The following is a 14,835-nucleotide window of genomic DNA, read 5'->3' as shown; positions in this document are numbered from 1 at the left end:
CAGCCGCACAGGCGGCACACGCGATATCGCGATCGGTGTTGAGAGATGTTCCGCGGCGGGAAAGACGAGCAAGAGCACCATCGTCCGCGCGACGATAGTCGACCACGGCCCCGCGCTAAAGTCGCGCTTAGCACTCGGCCCTCGCCCCGACATCGATCGCTGAGGCGCACGGCGCCAGCCGTGCAGCCACCTATTTGTCGAAGGCGTAGATCTTGCGCCAGTCGTTCTTCATATCGACCAGAAGCCAGTTCCGCTGCTCGGCCTCGGTCATCGCCTTGTCCAGCTTGCCGACAGGCGATTGCCGATCATAGGCCCATTCGCGCTCCCCGTCCGTATGGTGAACGATCATGCCGAAACGCGGGCCGGACCCCGCCGTTACCCAACGCAGCATCTCATAGTCGCCATCGGAATTACCGGCAGCGAAGATCGGGCGGCGGCCGATAAAGGTGTTGATCCCGACCGGCTTGCCGGCACCGTCGTCGATGAAGTCGATCTTGGGCTCCCGCATCAGCACCGGCGCGTCGCCGTCGAGTTCGTACTTCGTCGTGATGCTGCTGCCGACCACCTGCTCGGGTGGGATCCCATACATCTGTTCGGTCATCGGCCGCATGAATTCGATGCCGCCGCCCGAGACGATATAGGTCTTGAAGCCGCTTGCCCTGAGATAATCGAGCAACTCGCGCATCGGCAGAAAGGTGATCTCGTTATAGGGGCGATCGAAGCGCGGATGCCGGGCGGTCGCGAACCAATCCGTGACCGTTTTCGTGAACGCGTCCGTCGTCATGCCGGCATGGGTCGCCATGACCAACTCGACGATGCCTTTTTCGCCGGCGGCGGCAACGCCTGCCATGTCCCCCTTCAGCAGCGATGCGAAAGGCTCCTTGTCCTTCCATTCGGGGTGCTCGGGCGCCATCGCCTTGACGCGGTCGATGGCGAACATGCCCTGGAAATAGTTCGGCTGCTCGGTCCACAGCGTGCCGTCATTGTCGAAGACGGCGATCCGCTCTGCCGGCGCCACGAAATCGGCGCTGCCCTCGCTGGTGACCCGTGTGACGAAATCGACGATTTCGGTTTTCGCCTCGCCATCGTTCCACGAGGGCAGAATGTCGGCCGGCGCATCGGCCGCCACAACGGCAACAGGTGAGGCGAAGCCCGCAACGAACGCGAGCAGCAGGCCAGCGAGCCTTGCGCGACGCCGCGGTTTGCAAGTCCTTTCGTCCATCACGAACCCCAAACGCATCGCTGTTGCCGTCATCATCCATCCTCCTGGCGGAACGGTTTTCAAGTCCTCCGGCCGGATCAGGGCCGCCGAATGCAACGGAACCCGATATGGGTCGTCGCCGCGTTTTCCTCGTGCGCGTGACGCGCCGCCGGACGATACCGACGGCAATAGTTAGGCGCGCAGAGATGGGATCCGCCCTTCACGACGCGACGGGCGATATGGATCGTCGGCTGCCGCGGATCGAAACTCGCTTCCCGGTCCCCGCCCCGCGGATTGGCGGGTATGCAGCAGCTCTTTTGCGCCGGCGCAGGGTGGCGGGTGGACCAGTAGTCGCTGGTCCATTCCCAGGTATTGCCGATCATGTCGTAGAGGCCGTAGCCATTGGCGGGAAAGCTCGCGACCGGCGAGGTCCGCTCGAAGCCGTCGGGCTTCAGGTTTTCCGTCGGAAACATGCCGTGCCAGGTGTTTGCCATGAAACGTCCCTCGGGCACCAGTTCGTCCCCCCAGGCAAATTCCGCGCCTTCGAGCCCGCCTTTCGCGGCGAACTCCCATTCGGCCTCCGTCGGCAGGTCCTTTCCCGCCCAGGCGGCATAGGCCTTGGCGTCGAGGTAGGAGACCTGCACTACCGGATGGTCGAGTTTGCCGCGGATGTTGCTCTGCCGCCCATAGGGCCGCCGCCAGTCGGCGCCGAACTTGAAGTTCCACCATTGCGAAGGACTGTTGCTGGTCACCCGCTTCGGCGGGTCGAAGATCACTGAACCCGCCCGCATCATTTCCGGAAGCGCGCCCGGATAGTCCTTCGGATCGGGCGTCTTCTCCGCCTCGGTCACGTAGCCGGTCGCCTCGACGAAGGCGGCGAACTGCCGGTTGGTAACGGGCGTGACGTCGATCCAGAAGCCGTCAACTTTCACCGGATGGGCCGGCGCTTCCTCCGGATAGTGCTTGTCCGAACCCATGAGAAAGGTCCCGCCCTCGATCCAGATTTGCTCGCGGGCGCTGATCGCCGCCGGCGTTTCGTCGACAAGGGGCATTTTCGGGGACATTTGCATGTGGCTCTGATCTCCCTTGGCACCGTCGGCTAGCACGCGCGCGGACGGTCTGCACACGTTAGCGCCAAATGCCCGCTGCCCAAAGTACGTAACCGTTACGCAATCGCCCAAAGCCCTCGGGGCGCAGGCCGCGTGCCACAAGAGGTATCCGCCATCGCCGCTCAGGCCTTCGTTACTGTTACGTTCTTTCCAATTGGCCTGATTTAACAATAAGCTCTCGCGAAAGTTCATGACGACTGATGTTGCCGGCGGGGCAAGGGAGCAGGACTTCATGGGTGCACGCGACGATATCCAACAACTCGGCAAGCGCATCGGCGAAGCGATCATCGGCCAGGAGGGCATGATCGAGCGCTTGCTGCTGGGGCTGCTCAGCAACGGCCATCTGCTGGTCGAGGGCCTGCCCGGACTTGCGAAAACCCGAGCGATCAAGAGCATGGCCAAAAACCTCGATGCGGAGCTTTCGCGCATCCAGTTCACGCCCGACCTCTTGCCCGCCGACATCACGGGGTCCGAGATCTATTTTTCCGAGGGCGGCAAGGGCGCGTTCCAGTTCCAGGAAGGGCCGATCTTCGCCAATCTCATCCTCGCCGACGAGGTGAACCGGGCGCCGGCCAAGGTGCAATCGGCGCTGCTCGAGGCGATGGAGGAACGCCAGGTCACGATCGGCGGCAAGAGCCATGTGCTGCCTGATCTGTTCCTGGTCATGGCGACCCAGAACCCGATCGAGCAGGAAGGCACCTATCCGCTGCCCGAAGCGCAACTGGATCGCTTCCTCATGCACATCCAGGTGGATTATCCGGACGCAGCCTCAGAGGCAGACATCATGCGGCTCGTGCGCTCGGAGGAAACCAACGCCAAGTCCAACAATCATGCGACGGAGAAGCTTGCCCAGGACGCGGTCTTTGCCGCACGCAAGGAAATATCGGCGATCACCGTTTCCGAAGCGATCGAGAACTACATCGTAGCGCTGGTGATGGCGACACGTTATCCCGACAAGGTCGACAAGGATCTGGCCAAGTGGCTTCAGGTCGGCGTGAGCCCGCGCGGCGTCATCGGCCTCGATAAGGTTTCGCGGGCGCACGCCTGGTTGAACGGCCGCGATTTCGTCACGCCCGACGATGTGCAGGCGACCGTGCACGATGTCTTTCGCCATCGCCTGGTGCTCTCTTACGAAGCGCATGCCGGCGGCACCACCGCCAACCAGGTGATCGACCGCATCGTCGAGCTCGTCGCGGTCGCCTGAGGATGGAGGTTCGCCGATGGCCATATCCCTGCCGGCCCTCGCCCGCTCACGCGGCATCATAAAGCCCCGCACCGCCGACACCACCGGCGTCTACACCTCGGTGGACGCACTTGTCGGCCTCGAAGCCATGGCCCGCGACCTGACGTTCCTGCGCAAGGCGCCGGTGCGCCGCCTGCTTGCCGGCCGTCACGAATCACGCATGCGCGGCCGCGGACTTTCCTTCGAGGAACTACGCAACTACCTGCCCGGCGACGACATCCGCGCCATCGACTGGCGCGTGACGGCGCGCACCGGCAAGCCGGTCGTCCGCGTTTATGACGAAGAGAAGGACCGGCCGGCCCTCATCCTCGTCGACCAGCGCATCAACATGTTCTTCGGCAGCCGCCGCGCGATGAAGTCGGTCGCCGCGGCGGAAGTGGCAGCGCTCTCCGCCTGGCGCGTGCTGGCCCTTGGCGACCGTGTCGGCGGCTTCGTCTTCGGCGACGAGGAGGTGACCGAAACGCGCCCATACCGCAGCCGCGAAGCGGTGATCCGGCTCGCCGACAGCATCGTTCGCCACAATACCGCACTGCAGGCCGGTTCGCAGGCGCCGCATGGAGCCGAGCAGCTCGACGTCGTGCTGACGACCGTCGCCAACATCGCCCGGCACGATCACCTGATCATCGTCGTCAGCGACTTCGACGGCTACAGCCTCGAAACCCGCGACATGCTTTTGAAGCTTTCGGCCCACAACGATGTGATCTGCGTTCTGATCTACGATCCCTTCCTGCTCGAACTGCCGCGCAAGGGCGATATCGTCTTTAGCGGCGGGCTGCTTCAGGCCGAAGTGCAGTTCGGCCATGGCAATGTGCGCGAGGCGATCGACAGCTTTGCCCGCAAGCGCGGGCGAGCGCTGCGCGCCTGGCAGGAGGAGCTCGGCCTGCCCATGCTGCCGATCTCTGCGGCGGAAGAGGTGGCCCCGCAGCTGCGCACCATGCTCGGCCAACTCGCCAGCCGGCAGCGGAGGCGATGATGGCGACGGCGGCACCTGCGAAAGATCCGATGCTCGACGCCGCCCTTCGGCAGCTCGCGGATATCGCCTTGCCGCAGCCTGTCTCGATGATGCCCCAGACCAAGGCGTGGGCGGTGCTCGGCTGCATTATCCTTCTCATGGCGGCCTTTGCCTGCTGGCGCTGGTACCGGCGCTGGGAGGCCAACAGCTACCGCCGCGAGGCGCTCGCCGACCTCAGGAAGATAGAAGCCGGATTGGCCGCCACCGGATCGCGTGGCGAGGCGCTCGCGGCCCTGCCTGTCCTTTTGAAGCGGACCGCGCTCTCGATCTGGCCACGCGAAGCCATTGCCGGCCTGCACGGCACCGGCTGGACCAAATATCTCGACGCTCATTCCGGCGGCCCTGTCTTTCCGATCGCCTCTGCGCGTTTTTTCGAGGAAGCCGAGTATCGTGGCAGCCAGGCGCTCGCCGCGGTTCCGGAGGCTGAGGCAAAGGCCTACATCGCGGCAGCGCGGCACTGGATCGAGGCGCATCATGTACGTGCTTGACCACGCCTGGGCACTGATCCTTCTGCCGTTGCCCTTCCTTGTCTGGTGGCTGCTTCCGCCATACCGCGAGCAGTCCGCCGCCGTCAGGGTGCCGTTCTTCAAGGACATCACCGCGGCGGCCAATCTCGGTCCGACCGAAGGCTCCGTCGTTCCGAGAACCAATCTCGGCCAGAAGGTGATCGCACCCATCTGCTGGACGCTGATCGTGCTGGCGCTGGCGCGGCCGCAATGTGTCGAGCCGCCGATCGAGAAGGTCGAACCGCAGCGCGACCTGATGTTGGCGATCGATCTGTCACAGTCGATGGACACGCGCGACTTTCGCGATCCCGCCGGCAACCTGCAGACCCGCGCCGAAGCGGTGCACGCGGTGGTCGCCGACTTCATCGACCGGCGGCCCAATGACCGGTTGGGCCTGATCGCCTTTGGCGATGCGCCCTATCCGCTGGTACCGTTCACGCTCGACCACAAGACCGTCAAGCTGATGCTGGCCGACAGCCTGCCGGGCATGGCCGGTCCCCGCACCGCCGTCGGCGATGCGATCGGGCTGGCGATCAAAATGTTCGACGCCAGCACCGCGCCGGACAAGGTGATGATCCTCTTGACCGACGGCAACGACACCGCCAGCAAGATGCCGCCCGACAAGGCCGCCGGCATCGCCGCCGAGCGAAAGGTGGTGATCCACACGGTCGGCATCGGCGATCCCAATGCTCAAGGAGAGCAAAAGCTCGACACCGCGGCACTCCAGCAGATCGCCGAAGCGACGAAGGGGCGCTACTTCTTCGGCCAGGATCAGGCCGGTCTGCAGAACATCTACCAATTGCTCGACCAGTTGACGCCGGCAAACCAGAAGACGCTCTCCTGGCGGCCGCGCATCGAGCTGTTCTACTATCCGCTGGGTGCGGCACTCCTGCTGGTGCTCGCCTATCACGCCGTCATGTGGCTCCTATCCTCGCTCGGTGACCGGCGTCAGCGCCGGGAGGCAGCGCCATGATCGCCGATTTTCACTTTCTGCGGCCGCTGTGGCTGCTGGCGCTCGCCGCCGTCCCGCTGCTGATCTACCTCGTTACCCGGCGCGGCGATGTCCGCTCGCAGTGGCAGGACATGATCGCACCGCATCTGCTCGATCACCTGCTGATCGACAAGGGCGGGAAACGGCGCTTCCAGCCGGTGCACGTCACCGCCGCACTGATCGCCGTTGCGGCGATCGCAGCCGCTGGCCCGACCTGGCAGCGTGAACGGCCGCCCTTCGTCGAGGACACCGCACCTCTGGCAATCGCCATCGACCTCAACCCGACGATGAACGCGACCGATGTTTCGCCGACGCGGCTCGAACGCGCCAAATTGAAGGTCCAGGACATTCTCGACAGGAGGAAAGGCTCGCGCACCGCCTTGTTCGCCTATGCCGGCTCCGCCCACATGGTGCTGCCGCTCAGCGACGATGCCGCGCTGGTCAAATCCTACCTCGCCGCGCTGTCGCCGCAGATCATGCCCGTCGAGGGTAAGGACACAGCCAAGGCCCTGCAGGAGGTCGAAAAAGCGCTCGCCAACGAAACGGTGCCTGGCACCATCCTGTTCATGACCGACGGCGTCGAGCGTTCCGCCTTCCCGGCCTTCGGTGGGTATCAGGGGCGCAACTCGCTGATGGTGCTCGGCATCGGCACGGCAGAAGGCGGTCCGGTCAAGACGGCGGACGGCGGGTTCCTGACCGACGCCACCGGCGCGCATGTCAGGGCGAAGCTCGATGTCGACGGCCTCAAGGCGCTGCAGTCCGCATCCAAGGCCGAGGTGGCGTCGGTCACATCCGACGACGCCGACGTCAGCTGGATCATCAGGCGCATCCAGACGAATTTTGCAGCGAAGACGGCCGAAGGGCTGACGCGCTGGTACGATCTCGGCTGGTGGCTGACGATTCCGATCGCCGTCTTCGGCCTCTTCTGGTTCCGACGCGGCTGGACCATACGCTGGGCGGTCTATCTGCTCGCGGCCACTTCGCTCATGGGCAGCGAACGGGTGGAGGCGGCGGACAATCGCTTTATCGACCTCTGGCTCACTCCGGACCAGCAGGGCCGTCGCGCCTTCGAACAGGGCGATTTCCAGGGGGCCTCTGAAACGTTCGCGGATCCCGCCTGGCGCGGCGCAGCGCTCTACCGCGCCGGCCGTTTCCAGGATGCGATCGACACCTTTGCCGAGAGCGATACGGCGGAAAGCTACTACAATCAGGGCAATGCCCTCCTGCACCTCGACAAGGCCGAGGAGGCGATCGCCGCCTACGAGCAGGCGCTAAAGCGCCGCCCCGACTGGACCGACGCCCAAAAGAACCTCGAGATCGCCAAAAAGCGCAAGGCCGACAAGGACAAGCAGGAACAGGACGCACAGCAGGAACAGGCGGGCATTGACCCGGACCAGGTCCAGTTCGACGACAAGGGCAAGAAGGGAACGGAAGCCACCACGCAAGGGGGACCGCAGACGGCCGACATGTGGATGCGCAACATCCAGGTGTCGCCGGCCGAACTGCTGGCACGAAAATTTGCGATCGAAGCAAAGGAGGCGGCCCCGTGACAGCCCTCGCCGCCCTGCCGCGGCAGATCATCTGGCTCCTCGGCCTGTCGCTTTGGCTTGCAGGCACGGCCTTCGCCGCCAATCCCTTTGCCCGCGCGACGCTCACGACCAAGGCGCCGATTTATGCCGGCCAGCAGATCGAGGTCGACGTCGACGTCTTCGTGCCGAACTACTTCCTTTCGCCGCCGCAGTTTCCTCTGTTCGATCTTCCCGGCACTGTCGTCACCATGCCCGACGAACGCGGCATGAACCTCAACGAGACCGTCAACGGCGAGGCCTTCTCAGGCATCCGCAAAACCTACGCGATCACCCCGCAGGCGGCAGGCGACTACGTACTGCCGCCCGCCGTCATTCCGTTCGGCTATGCCGCCGTACCCGGCCAGATGAGCAAGGGTCAGGTGACGTTGCCTTCGCTCAAGTTCACGGTCGAAGCCGTTCCGCAAGGCGCAGGCGGAGAGGCCGGCGTCACCGCCGGAGAAATCACCCTCACCCAGTCTTTCGACCGGGATCCCGCGGGGCTAAAGGCAGGCGATGCCCTGGTGCGGACCATCACCATTCGCGCGGCCGGCCTCGCACCGATGATGATACCCGAACCGACCTTCGACGCCCCGGCGGACGTGCAATTGTACCGGCACGATCCGGTGCTTTCGGAGGAGCGCACGTCACGCGGGGATATCACGGCGGGACTGCGCAAGGACGTGGCAACCTACGTCTTTGCAAAGCCCGGCACCTACGCGCTTCCAGCGATCAGCCTGCCCTGGTTCGACCCGGCGAGCGGATCGATGCAGACGGCCGAGGCGAGCGGCGTGACCGTCAGCGTCAACGCTGCCCCAGCGGCTGCGCCCGCACTCGCCCCGCCTGCGCCGCCGCCCGCTGAGGAACCTTTCGACTGGTTGTGGTGGCTCGGCATCGCGACATCGATCGCCGCTCTCGCGGCGCTTATCCAGCTGGCCGCCAATCTGTTCGGTCGCCTCGAAACCCGGCTGGAAACCGCGCTCGAGCAGAGGGCGCAATCCGAGGCGACGGCATTTTGCCACGTGCTCGACGCGTGTCGGGATCACGACCCCATGCGGCTGGAGACGGCGCTCGACCATTGGTCACGCCGGACCGGCAACACGCCGCTCTCGCGCTGGCTCGACAGGTTCGCCGACCCGGCGACGGCAAACGCTTTTGCCGATTATCGCCGCAGCCGCTACGGCAGCGGCGGCTCCCATCAGGACGGGCCTGATCTCCTCCGGTTGCGCGGCGGATTGAAGGTGGCAAGACAGCGCTGGCTTTCGGAAACCTCCGCCGATGGCGGCGGCCCGACATCGGACTTGCCCGACCTCAATCCCGGCCTGGAGGCCGCGCCGCCAAGGCGCTTCGGAGCCGTGGGCCGGACCTGATTTACCCGCCGTCGCCGACCTTCGTAACTGTTACGTACTTACCCGCGGACACCCGCCGGTAGAAGTTGAATCGCTAACGTAGCGTCGCCGCGAAGGGCGGCAGGCTCTATGCTGCCAATACGCTCGGCGCGATCGCCGGGTGCCTGGCTGTTTCTTTCGTTCTCATTCCCGCCCTTGGCGTTCAGGCGGCTGGAGGGCTCGGCCTTGTCGCCGCAGCGATCGCGCTTTCCCTGAACGTGCCTATCGCCCGGGAACCTGTTCAAGGGGCGCTGCCTGGGGAAACGCGTAGCGCTAATGGTTCCCGGCTGGCACCCCTGCCGCTCATGATCCGTCGGCAGGCTCGCGATTGCTTCCTGCACAACGACGGAATGGCGCAAAGTATTTGCGCCTGAAGGAATCTTTCCGGCACGGATTTGCAACACAGCAGCATGCCCGGCGTAGTATCCTGTTCTCTGTTGATCTGCCCCGAGGCAGACAGGGAGGCATTGCATGGACAAGACGGACAACCAAAACACCGATTCGCGCGTCGCGATGGATGGCGAGATCGGAATTCTCGCGCGCCGCCGCATCGAGGCCGGCATCATCGCGCCGATCTATGAGGCGATGCGCGAGGAGATCGGCGAGGAGCGCGCCCAGGCGATCCTCGATAAGGCAATCACCAAGGCCGCGATCGAGGCGGGCCGGACCTTTGCCGCAAAGACACCCGGCGGAACCAACCTGCGCACCTTCCAGGAACTTCAGGATCTCTGGACCCAGGACGACGCGCTCGTCATCGAGGTGACGAAGGCGACGGACGAGGAATTCCACTACAACGTCAAGCGCTGTCGCTACGCCGAGACCTATCGCGAGATGGGGCTTGGCCACATCGGACACCTGCTGTCCTGCAACCGCGACGGCGTCTTCTGCACCGGCTACGACCCGCGCATTACGCTGGAGCGCACCCAGACGGTAATGCAGGGCGCCTCCCATTGCGATTTCCGCTACCGGCTCAACAAGGACGCGCCGGAGCAGCAGAAATGAGCACCGAAGCCATGCGCAGCGAAACGACCCGCATCAACACGCCGGCGACGAACGGTGACCGGCTGTGGGCCGACATCATCTCGACCGCGCGTTTCGGCGCTGCGGACAAGGGCGGCGTCACGCGCCTGACTTTGACCGAGGAGGACCGGCAGGTCCGCGACTGGTTCGTTTCCGAATGCCGCACGCTCGGCTGCACGGTCGAGGTCGACGCAATTGGCAACATCTTTGCGACCTATGCCGGCGAGGACATGTCGCTGCCGGCCATCGCCGTCGGCAGCCATCTCGATACCCAGCCGCAGGGCGGCCGCTTCGACGGCATCCTCGGCGTGCTCGCCGGTGTCGAAATCCTGCGCACCCTCAAGGAAGGCGCCACCCGGCTTCGCCATCCGCTCGTGGTCGTCAACTGGACGAACGAGGAAGGCTCCCGCTTCTCGCCGGCAATGCTGGGCTCCGGCGTCTTTGCCGGCGCGCTGGCGCTCGATGACGCCCAGGCGCGCACCGACCGCGAAGGTGTCACGGTCGGTGCGGCGCTCGATGCGATCGGCTATCGCGGCGAGGCCAAGATCGATCCGGCTTCCTTTGCCGCCTATGTCGAGCTCCATATCGAGCAGGGGCCGCTGCTCGAAGCGTCGGCGACCGAGGTCGGTGTCGTCACGGGCATCCAAGGGCTGCGCTGGTTCGATGTCACTATCACGGGCACGGAGGCGCATGCGGGCAGCACGCCGATGGCGCAGCGCGACGATGCACTTGTTGCGGCGGCCGAGGTCGTCCTTGCCGTCCGCGACATCGCCCGTCAAAACCCGCCGGGTGTCGGCACCGTCGGCTTCGTCGAGGTGGGTCCGAATTCGCGCAATGTCGTGCCCGGTTCCGTTCGACTCCAGATCGACATGCGCCATCCGTCCGAGACCGGGCTCAATCAGATGCAAGCGGCCCTTGAAGACGCTGTCCGCAAGGCTGGGCCAGGCGTCGCCTTGAATCACATCTGGTCGAAGGCACCGGTCGTTTTCGATCCGGCGATCGTGAACGCCGTGCGCGCCAGCACGGAAGCGCTCGGCTATTCGGCGACCGACATGGTCTCCGGTGCCGGGCATGATGCCGCCCATATGGCGACGATCACCCCGACCGCCATGATCTTCGTGCCATCCAAGGACGGGCTCTCGCACAACGAGGCGGAATACACCGCGCCCGAGGAGTGTGCCCGCGGCGCCGAGGTCCTGTTCCAGACCATTCTGGAAATCGACCGCCGCTGACTGCCAAGACAAAACACCCACGGCAGAATATCTGCCGTGGGTGCTTCATTCGCTTGCCCGACGCGGGCCTTAGCCGCGCTGCGAGTCCAGCTGTTCCTGATCCTTCTCGACCTGCTGGGCCTTGAGGTAGCTTTCGATCAGCAGCTGATATTCCGGGAAGACCTTGGTGTAGATCTCGGCCCACTGCTGGGCGTCGTCGCGATGCCAGGTGCGCTGCAGTTCGGAGGCGACGGCGTAATGCCGCCACCGTCGCGGCCGAAGGTGCAGGTCGTGCTCGAAAGCACCAATCGCCGCGTCGACGTTCTGCGTGAAGGCATCGATGTCGCCATCCGCGTGCGCTTCCCGCCGCTCGAGGAAAGCGATCTCGTCGTAAAGCGGTTCGCCGAGAGCAAACAAAGGCTGGTCGCCAGCCCCAGGCTGCTTGCCGGTTTGAGCAACCCGCCGGCACCGGCGGATCTCGGCGGCCTGCCGAGCCTTGCCTGGAACCCCGACCGCCAAAGCCACGACTGGCGGCTCGACGGTCCCAACGGCGCGACCGCGATCGTCCGACATCGGCCACGCCTCGTAACCGAAGACATGGTGGCCCTGCGGCTCGCCGCGCTCAACGGCGTCGGCATCTGCCAGCTGCCGACCATGGTCGTGCGGCAGGACCTGAAAGACGGCACGCTTGTGGACGTTCTGCCCGATTGGGCGCCGAAGGCCGGCATCATTCATGCTGCCTTCCCGTCGCGGCGCGGCCTGCTTCCCTCCGTCCGCGCCCTGCTCGATTTTCTCGGCACCGAGTTTGCGGAACTCGCCCGTCTGGACGAACCCCGGACCTGATCGTCGAAAGCCGGCGGTCAGATGGCGGCGCCAGCCCGGGTCTTGAGGATCGCGGAAAAGCGCGGATCGAAGGTCCGGCTGATCGGCTCGGCGGCAGCGCCGATCGCCACCGCCCAAGGATCGGTGAAGCCGACCTGCAGCCGAGGAAGTGTACGGTCTCGCCGTTCGGCTATCGACGGAAGCAGCGGCATCATCGCGTCCGCCAGCAGGCGCGCAAGGCCCGGCGGCAGGCCACCGCAGAGGATCACCGTTTGCGGGTCGAAGATCGTTTCCAGCGTCTGGACGGCCGCGCACATTTCAAAGGCGGCGGCATCGATCCACCGCAGCAGCCTTTGGTCCGGGCTCTCTGCCACAGCATCGATGCGTGCATAGAGGTCCGGATCGGCGGGGTCGAGGTCCAGAAGCTTGCACAGCGAAGCGATCGAGGCGCGGTGTTCGAGCGGCATGCGCTCGTCCGAGCTGGCGCCGCGCGGCAGGCTGAGGATCATGCCGATCTCGCCGGCATTGCCGTTCGCACCGCGATAAAGTTCGCCGTTGAGGATCAGGCCCGCGCCGAGGCCATAGCCGAAGTAAATGCAGATCGCATGATCGACGCCATGCGCCGCGCCGACCATACGCTCGGCGGTGGCGGCTGCGGCGGCGTCGTTCTGCAGACCGACATCGAGCCCGGTGCCGGCAGCAAGGGTTTCGAGCAGCGGAAAGTTCTGCCAGGCCGCCATCATCCAGGGGTCGTCGGCATCGGCCTCCACGCCGAAGGGACCGGGCATGGCCGCGCCAAGCCCAACGAGGCGATCTTCCGAATGCGGCGCAAGCGCCGTCAGGTCGCGGCGGGTCTTTTCGATCAGCTCAAGGATGGTCCTGACCCCGGTCGCCGGTCCGCCGGCCGGTAGGTTGGCCTCGCCGCGGGCGAGCACCCGGCCGACGAGATCGACCGCGATCGTACGCGTCACGTGCCGGTCGATCTGCAGCCCAATCGCGAACGCACCCTCCGGCACCAGCCGGTAGGGCGTCGAAGGCTGCCCACGGCCGTTGCGTACGGCTTCCAGCGACTCGACCAGCCCGTCGCGCTCCAGATCCTCGATGATGTTGGAAACGGTCTGCTTCGTCAGTGCCGTTGCGCGGGCGAGGTCAGCGCGGGACAATTGCCCGTTCAGCCGCAACGCGTCTATCATGACGCGGCGGTTATGCGCGCTCGTCCCCTCCTGATTGGTGCCGCTCTTCGCCCGGATCAGGCGCATATCGTTCATCCAAAAACCCCTCTTGACACTCTTAGAATATTGAACAAAAAATAAGTCAAGACAATTGACTTATTAGAGGCCGAAAAGAGCTTCGGGGGAACGACAGCGGCGGCAGGACCACCGCGAGCGCTCCAATTGATATGTCGAAAGCCGCTTCGTGAAGGGCGGACTTCTCGCATGCGGCGTGCCACATAAGGCATGCCGGGAAATCTGAAACGCTTTTGTCATTGGGAGATGGAAATGTTGAAATCCATAAGAACGACGCTGCTTTGCGCGACCCTTGCCGGCGTCTCCTTCGCTGGCCACGCGCATGCGGAAACGACACTCAACGCACTGTTCATGGCACAGGCCGCCTATAGCGAGGCGGATGTGCGCGCGATGACCGAGGCCTTCACCAAGGCCAACCCGGATGTGAAGGTCAATCTCGAATTCGTTCCCTATGAAGGCCTGCACGACAAGACCGTGCTGGCACAGGGCTCCGGCAGCGGTTACGACGTCGTGCTCTTCGACGTGATCTGGCCGGCCGAATATGCCGCCAACAAGGTGCTCGTCGATGTCAGCGACCGCATCACCGACGAGATGAAGTCCGGCGTGCTGCCCGGCGCCTGGACCACGGTCGAATACGACGGCAAGCGCTACGGCATGCCCTGGATCCTCGACACCAAGTACCTGTTCTACAACAAGGAAATCCTGGAGAAGGCCGGCATCAAGGCACCGCCGAAGACTTGGGACGAGCTTGCCGAACAGGCCAAGGTCATCAAGGACAAGGGCCTGCTCACAACCCCGATCGCATGGAGCTGGTCGCAGGCCGAAGCCGCGATCTGCGACTACACCACGCTCGTCAGCGCCTATGGCGGCAAGTTCATCGACGGCGGCAAGCCGGCCTTTACCACCGGCGGCGGTCTCGATGCGCTCAACTACATGGTGACAAGCTACACCTCGGGCCTCACCAATCCGAACTCCAAGGAATTCCTGGAGGAGGACGTGCGTAAGGTGTTCCAGAACGGCGAAGCCGCCTTCGCGCTCAACTGGACCTATATGTACAACCTCGCCAACGATCCGAAGGAAAGCAAGGTCGCGGGCAAGGTCGGCGTCGTGCCGGCCCCGGGCGTGGCCGGCAAGAGCGAAGTCTCGGCCGTCAACGGCTCGATGGGCCTCGGCGTCACCTCGACCAGCAAGAGCCCGGACGAGGCCTGGAAGTACATCGTCTACATGACCTCGCAGCAGACGCAGAACGCCTACGCCAAGCTCAGCCTGCCGATCTGGGCCTCCTCCTATGAGGACGCCAGCGTCACCAAGGGCCAGGAAGAGCTGATCGGCGCCGCCAAGCTTGGCCTCGCTGCCATGTATCCGCGTCCGACGACCCCCAAGTACCAGGAGCTTTCGACCGCCCTTCAACAGGCGATCCAGGAAGCGCTTCTCGGCCAGGCCTCGGCCGAAGACGCCCTGAAGACGGCGGCCGTAAACAGCGGCCTTTGAGCCGCCCTCCCAAGCCCCGGGCGGGAGAC

General features: G+C 64.8%; 13 protein-coding genes. 10 read left to right on the top strand and 3 right to left on the bottom strand.

All coding sequences use genetic code 11. From position 1 onward, the window contains the following. Positions 1-190 precede the first annotated feature (190 nt). Together IB272_RS24735 and IB272_RS24730 are read right to left on the bottom strand one after the other, a co-directional pair. Positions 191-1,258, bottom strand: coding sequence for an HAD family hydrolase (locus IB272_RS24735; protein ID WP_348646811.1), 1,068 nt, complete (start codon positions 1,256-1,258; stop codon positions 191-193). A 41-nt stretch (positions 1,259-1,299) separates the two neighbouring features. Next, positions 1,300-2,265, bottom strand: a complete 966-nt coding sequence (locus IB272_RS24730; RefSeq protein ID WP_082573032.1) for a formylglycine-generating enzyme family protein — start codon at positions 2,263-2,265, stop codon at positions 1,300-1,302. A gap of 277 nt (positions 2,266-2,542) precedes the next feature. On the opposite strand from IB272_RS24730, the gene IB272_RS24725 reads away from it, so the two are divergent. The 9 genes from IB272_RS24725 to IB272_RS24685 all read left to right on the top strand — a co-directional run bounded on the left by IB272_RS24725 (position 2,543) and on the right by IB272_RS24685 (position 12,089). Then, complete coding sequence (locus IB272_RS24725) at positions 2,543-3,514, top strand: MoxR family ATPase (protein WP_060521798.1); 972 nt, start codon at positions 2,543-2,545, stop codon at positions 3,512-3,514. 16 nt (positions 3,515-3,530) lie between these two features. Further along, positions 3,531-4,526 (top strand): DUF58 domain-containing protein, encoded by a 996-nt coding sequence (locus IB272_RS24720; protein WP_082566555.1) that lies wholly within the window; start codon positions 3,531-3,533, stop codon positions 4,524-4,526. After that, the gene (locus tag IB272_RS24715) at positions 4,526-5,053 is read left to right on the top strand and encodes a DUF4381 domain-containing protein (protein ID WP_112772060.1); all 528 of its coding nucleotides are present in this window, start codon (positions 4,526-4,528) and stop codon (positions 5,051-5,053) included. The genes IB272_RS24720 and IB272_RS24715 overlap by 1 nt, the downstream gene beginning before the upstream one ends. Further along, positions 5,040-6,044 carry a VWA domain-containing protein gene (locus IB272_RS24710; protein WP_192445274.1) on the top strand — a complete coding sequence of 335 codons (1,005 nt, stop codon included), beginning with the start codon at positions 5,040-5,042 and terminating at the stop codon, positions 6,042-6,044. Before IB272_RS24715 ends, IB272_RS24710 begins: the two co-directional genes overlap by 14 nt. Continuing rightward, positions 6,041-7,612, top strand: a complete 1,572-nt coding sequence (locus IB272_RS24705; protein ID WP_192445272.1) for a VWA domain-containing protein — start codon at positions 6,041-6,043, stop codon at positions 7,610-7,612. Before IB272_RS24710 ends, IB272_RS24705 begins: the two co-directional genes overlap by 4 nt. Further along, complete coding sequence (locus IB272_RS24700) at positions 7,609-8,997, top strand: BatD family protein (RefSeq protein WP_348646810.1); 1,389 nt, start codon at positions 7,609-7,611, stop codon at positions 8,995-8,997. Before IB272_RS24705 ends, IB272_RS24700 begins: the two co-directional genes overlap by 4 nt. 489 nt (positions 8,998-9,486) lie before the next feature. Further along, a complete protein-coding gene (locus tag IB272_RS24695) occupies positions 9,487-10,017 on the top strand; it encodes an L-2-amino-thiazoline-4-carboxylic acid hydrolase (RefSeq protein WP_060586073.1) in 531 nt (176 codons plus the stop codon). Continuing rightward, complete coding sequence (locus IB272_RS24690) at positions 10,014-11,267, top strand: Zn-dependent hydrolase (protein ID WP_246810424.1); 1,254 nt, start codon at positions 10,014-10,016, stop codon at positions 11,265-11,267. The genes IB272_RS24695 and IB272_RS24690 overlap by 4 nt, the downstream gene beginning before the upstream one ends. A 36-nt stretch (positions 11,268-11,303) precedes the next feature. Further along, positions 11,304-12,089 (top strand): LysR substrate-binding domain-containing protein, encoded by a 786-nt coding sequence (locus IB272_RS24685; protein ID WP_348646630.1) that lies wholly within the window; start codon positions 11,304-11,306, stop codon positions 12,087-12,089. Between the two features lie 17 nt (positions 12,090-12,106). Here IB272_RS24685 and IB272_RS24680 read toward each other — a convergent pair whose 3' ends face one another. Next, the gene (locus tag IB272_RS24680) at positions 12,107-13,336 is read right to left on the bottom strand and encodes an ROK family transcriptional regulator (RefSeq protein ID WP_112974714.1); all 1,230 of its coding nucleotides are present in this window, start codon (positions 13,334-13,336) and stop codon (positions 12,107-12,109) included. Between the two features lie 231 nt (positions 13,337-13,567). On the opposite strand from IB272_RS24680, the gene IB272_RS24675 reads away from it, so the two are divergent. Further along, positions 13,568-14,806 (top strand): extracellular solute-binding protein, encoded by a 1,239-nt coding sequence (locus IB272_RS24675; RefSeq protein WP_112974772.1) that lies wholly within the window; start codon positions 13,568-13,570, stop codon positions 14,804-14,806. Positions 14,807-14,835: the final 29 nt, after the last annotated feature.

Source organism: Ensifer sp. ENS08 (genome assembly GCF_014852195.1).
In the GTDB taxonomy this organism is placed as follows: Bacteria; Pseudomonadota; Alphaproteobacteria; order Rhizobiales; family Rhizobiaceae; genus Ensifer; species Ensifer adhaerens.
The sequence above is the reverse complement of the archived record's forward strand: the minus strand, read 5'-3'. Positions and strand labels throughout refer to the sequence as shown.

Excerpts from the sequence above, each read along its gene's own strand:
- IB272_RS24735 (WP_348646811.1), bottom strand. The coding sequence starts at position 1,258 with ATGATGACGGCAACAGCGATGCGTTTGGGGTTCGTGATGGACGAAAGG.
- IB272_RS24730 (WP_082573032.1), bottom strand. The coding sequence starts at position 2,265 with ATGTCCCCGAAAATGCCCCTTGTCGACGAAACGCCGGCGGCGATCAGC.
- IB272_RS24725 (WP_060521798.1), top strand. The coding sequence starts at position 2,543 with ATGGGTGCACGCGACGATATCCAACAACTCGGCAAGCGCATCGGCGAA.
- IB272_RS24720 (WP_082566555.1), top strand. The coding sequence starts at position 3,531 with ATGGCCATATCCCTGCCGGCCCTCGCCCGCTCACGCGGCATCATAAAG.
- IB272_RS24715 (WP_112772060.1), top strand. The coding sequence starts at position 4,526 with ATGGCGACGGCGGCACCTGCGAAAGATCCGATGCTCGACGCCGCCCTT.
- IB272_RS24710 (WP_192445274.1), top strand. The coding sequence starts at position 5,040 with ATGTACGTGCTTGACCACGCCTGGGCACTGATCCTTCTGCCGTTGCCC.
- IB272_RS24705 (WP_192445272.1), top strand. The coding sequence starts at position 6,041 with ATGATCGCCGATTTTCACTTTCTGCGGCCGCTGTGGCTGCTGGCGCTC.
- IB272_RS24695 (WP_060586073.1), top strand. The coding sequence starts at position 9,487 with ATGGACAAGACGGACAACCAAAACACCGATTCGCGCGTCGCGATGGAT.
- IB272_RS24690 (WP_246810424.1), top strand. The coding sequence starts at position 10,014 with ATGAGCACCGAAGCCATGCGCAGCGAAACGACCCGCATCAACACGCCG.
- IB272_RS24680 (WP_112974714.1), bottom strand. The coding sequence starts at position 13,336 with ATGAACGATATGCGCCTGATCCGGGCGAAGAGCGGCACCAATCAGGAG.
- IB272_RS24675 (WP_112974772.1), top strand. The coding sequence starts at position 13,568 with ATGTTGAAATCCATAAGAACGACGCTGCTTTGCGCGACCCTTGCCGGC.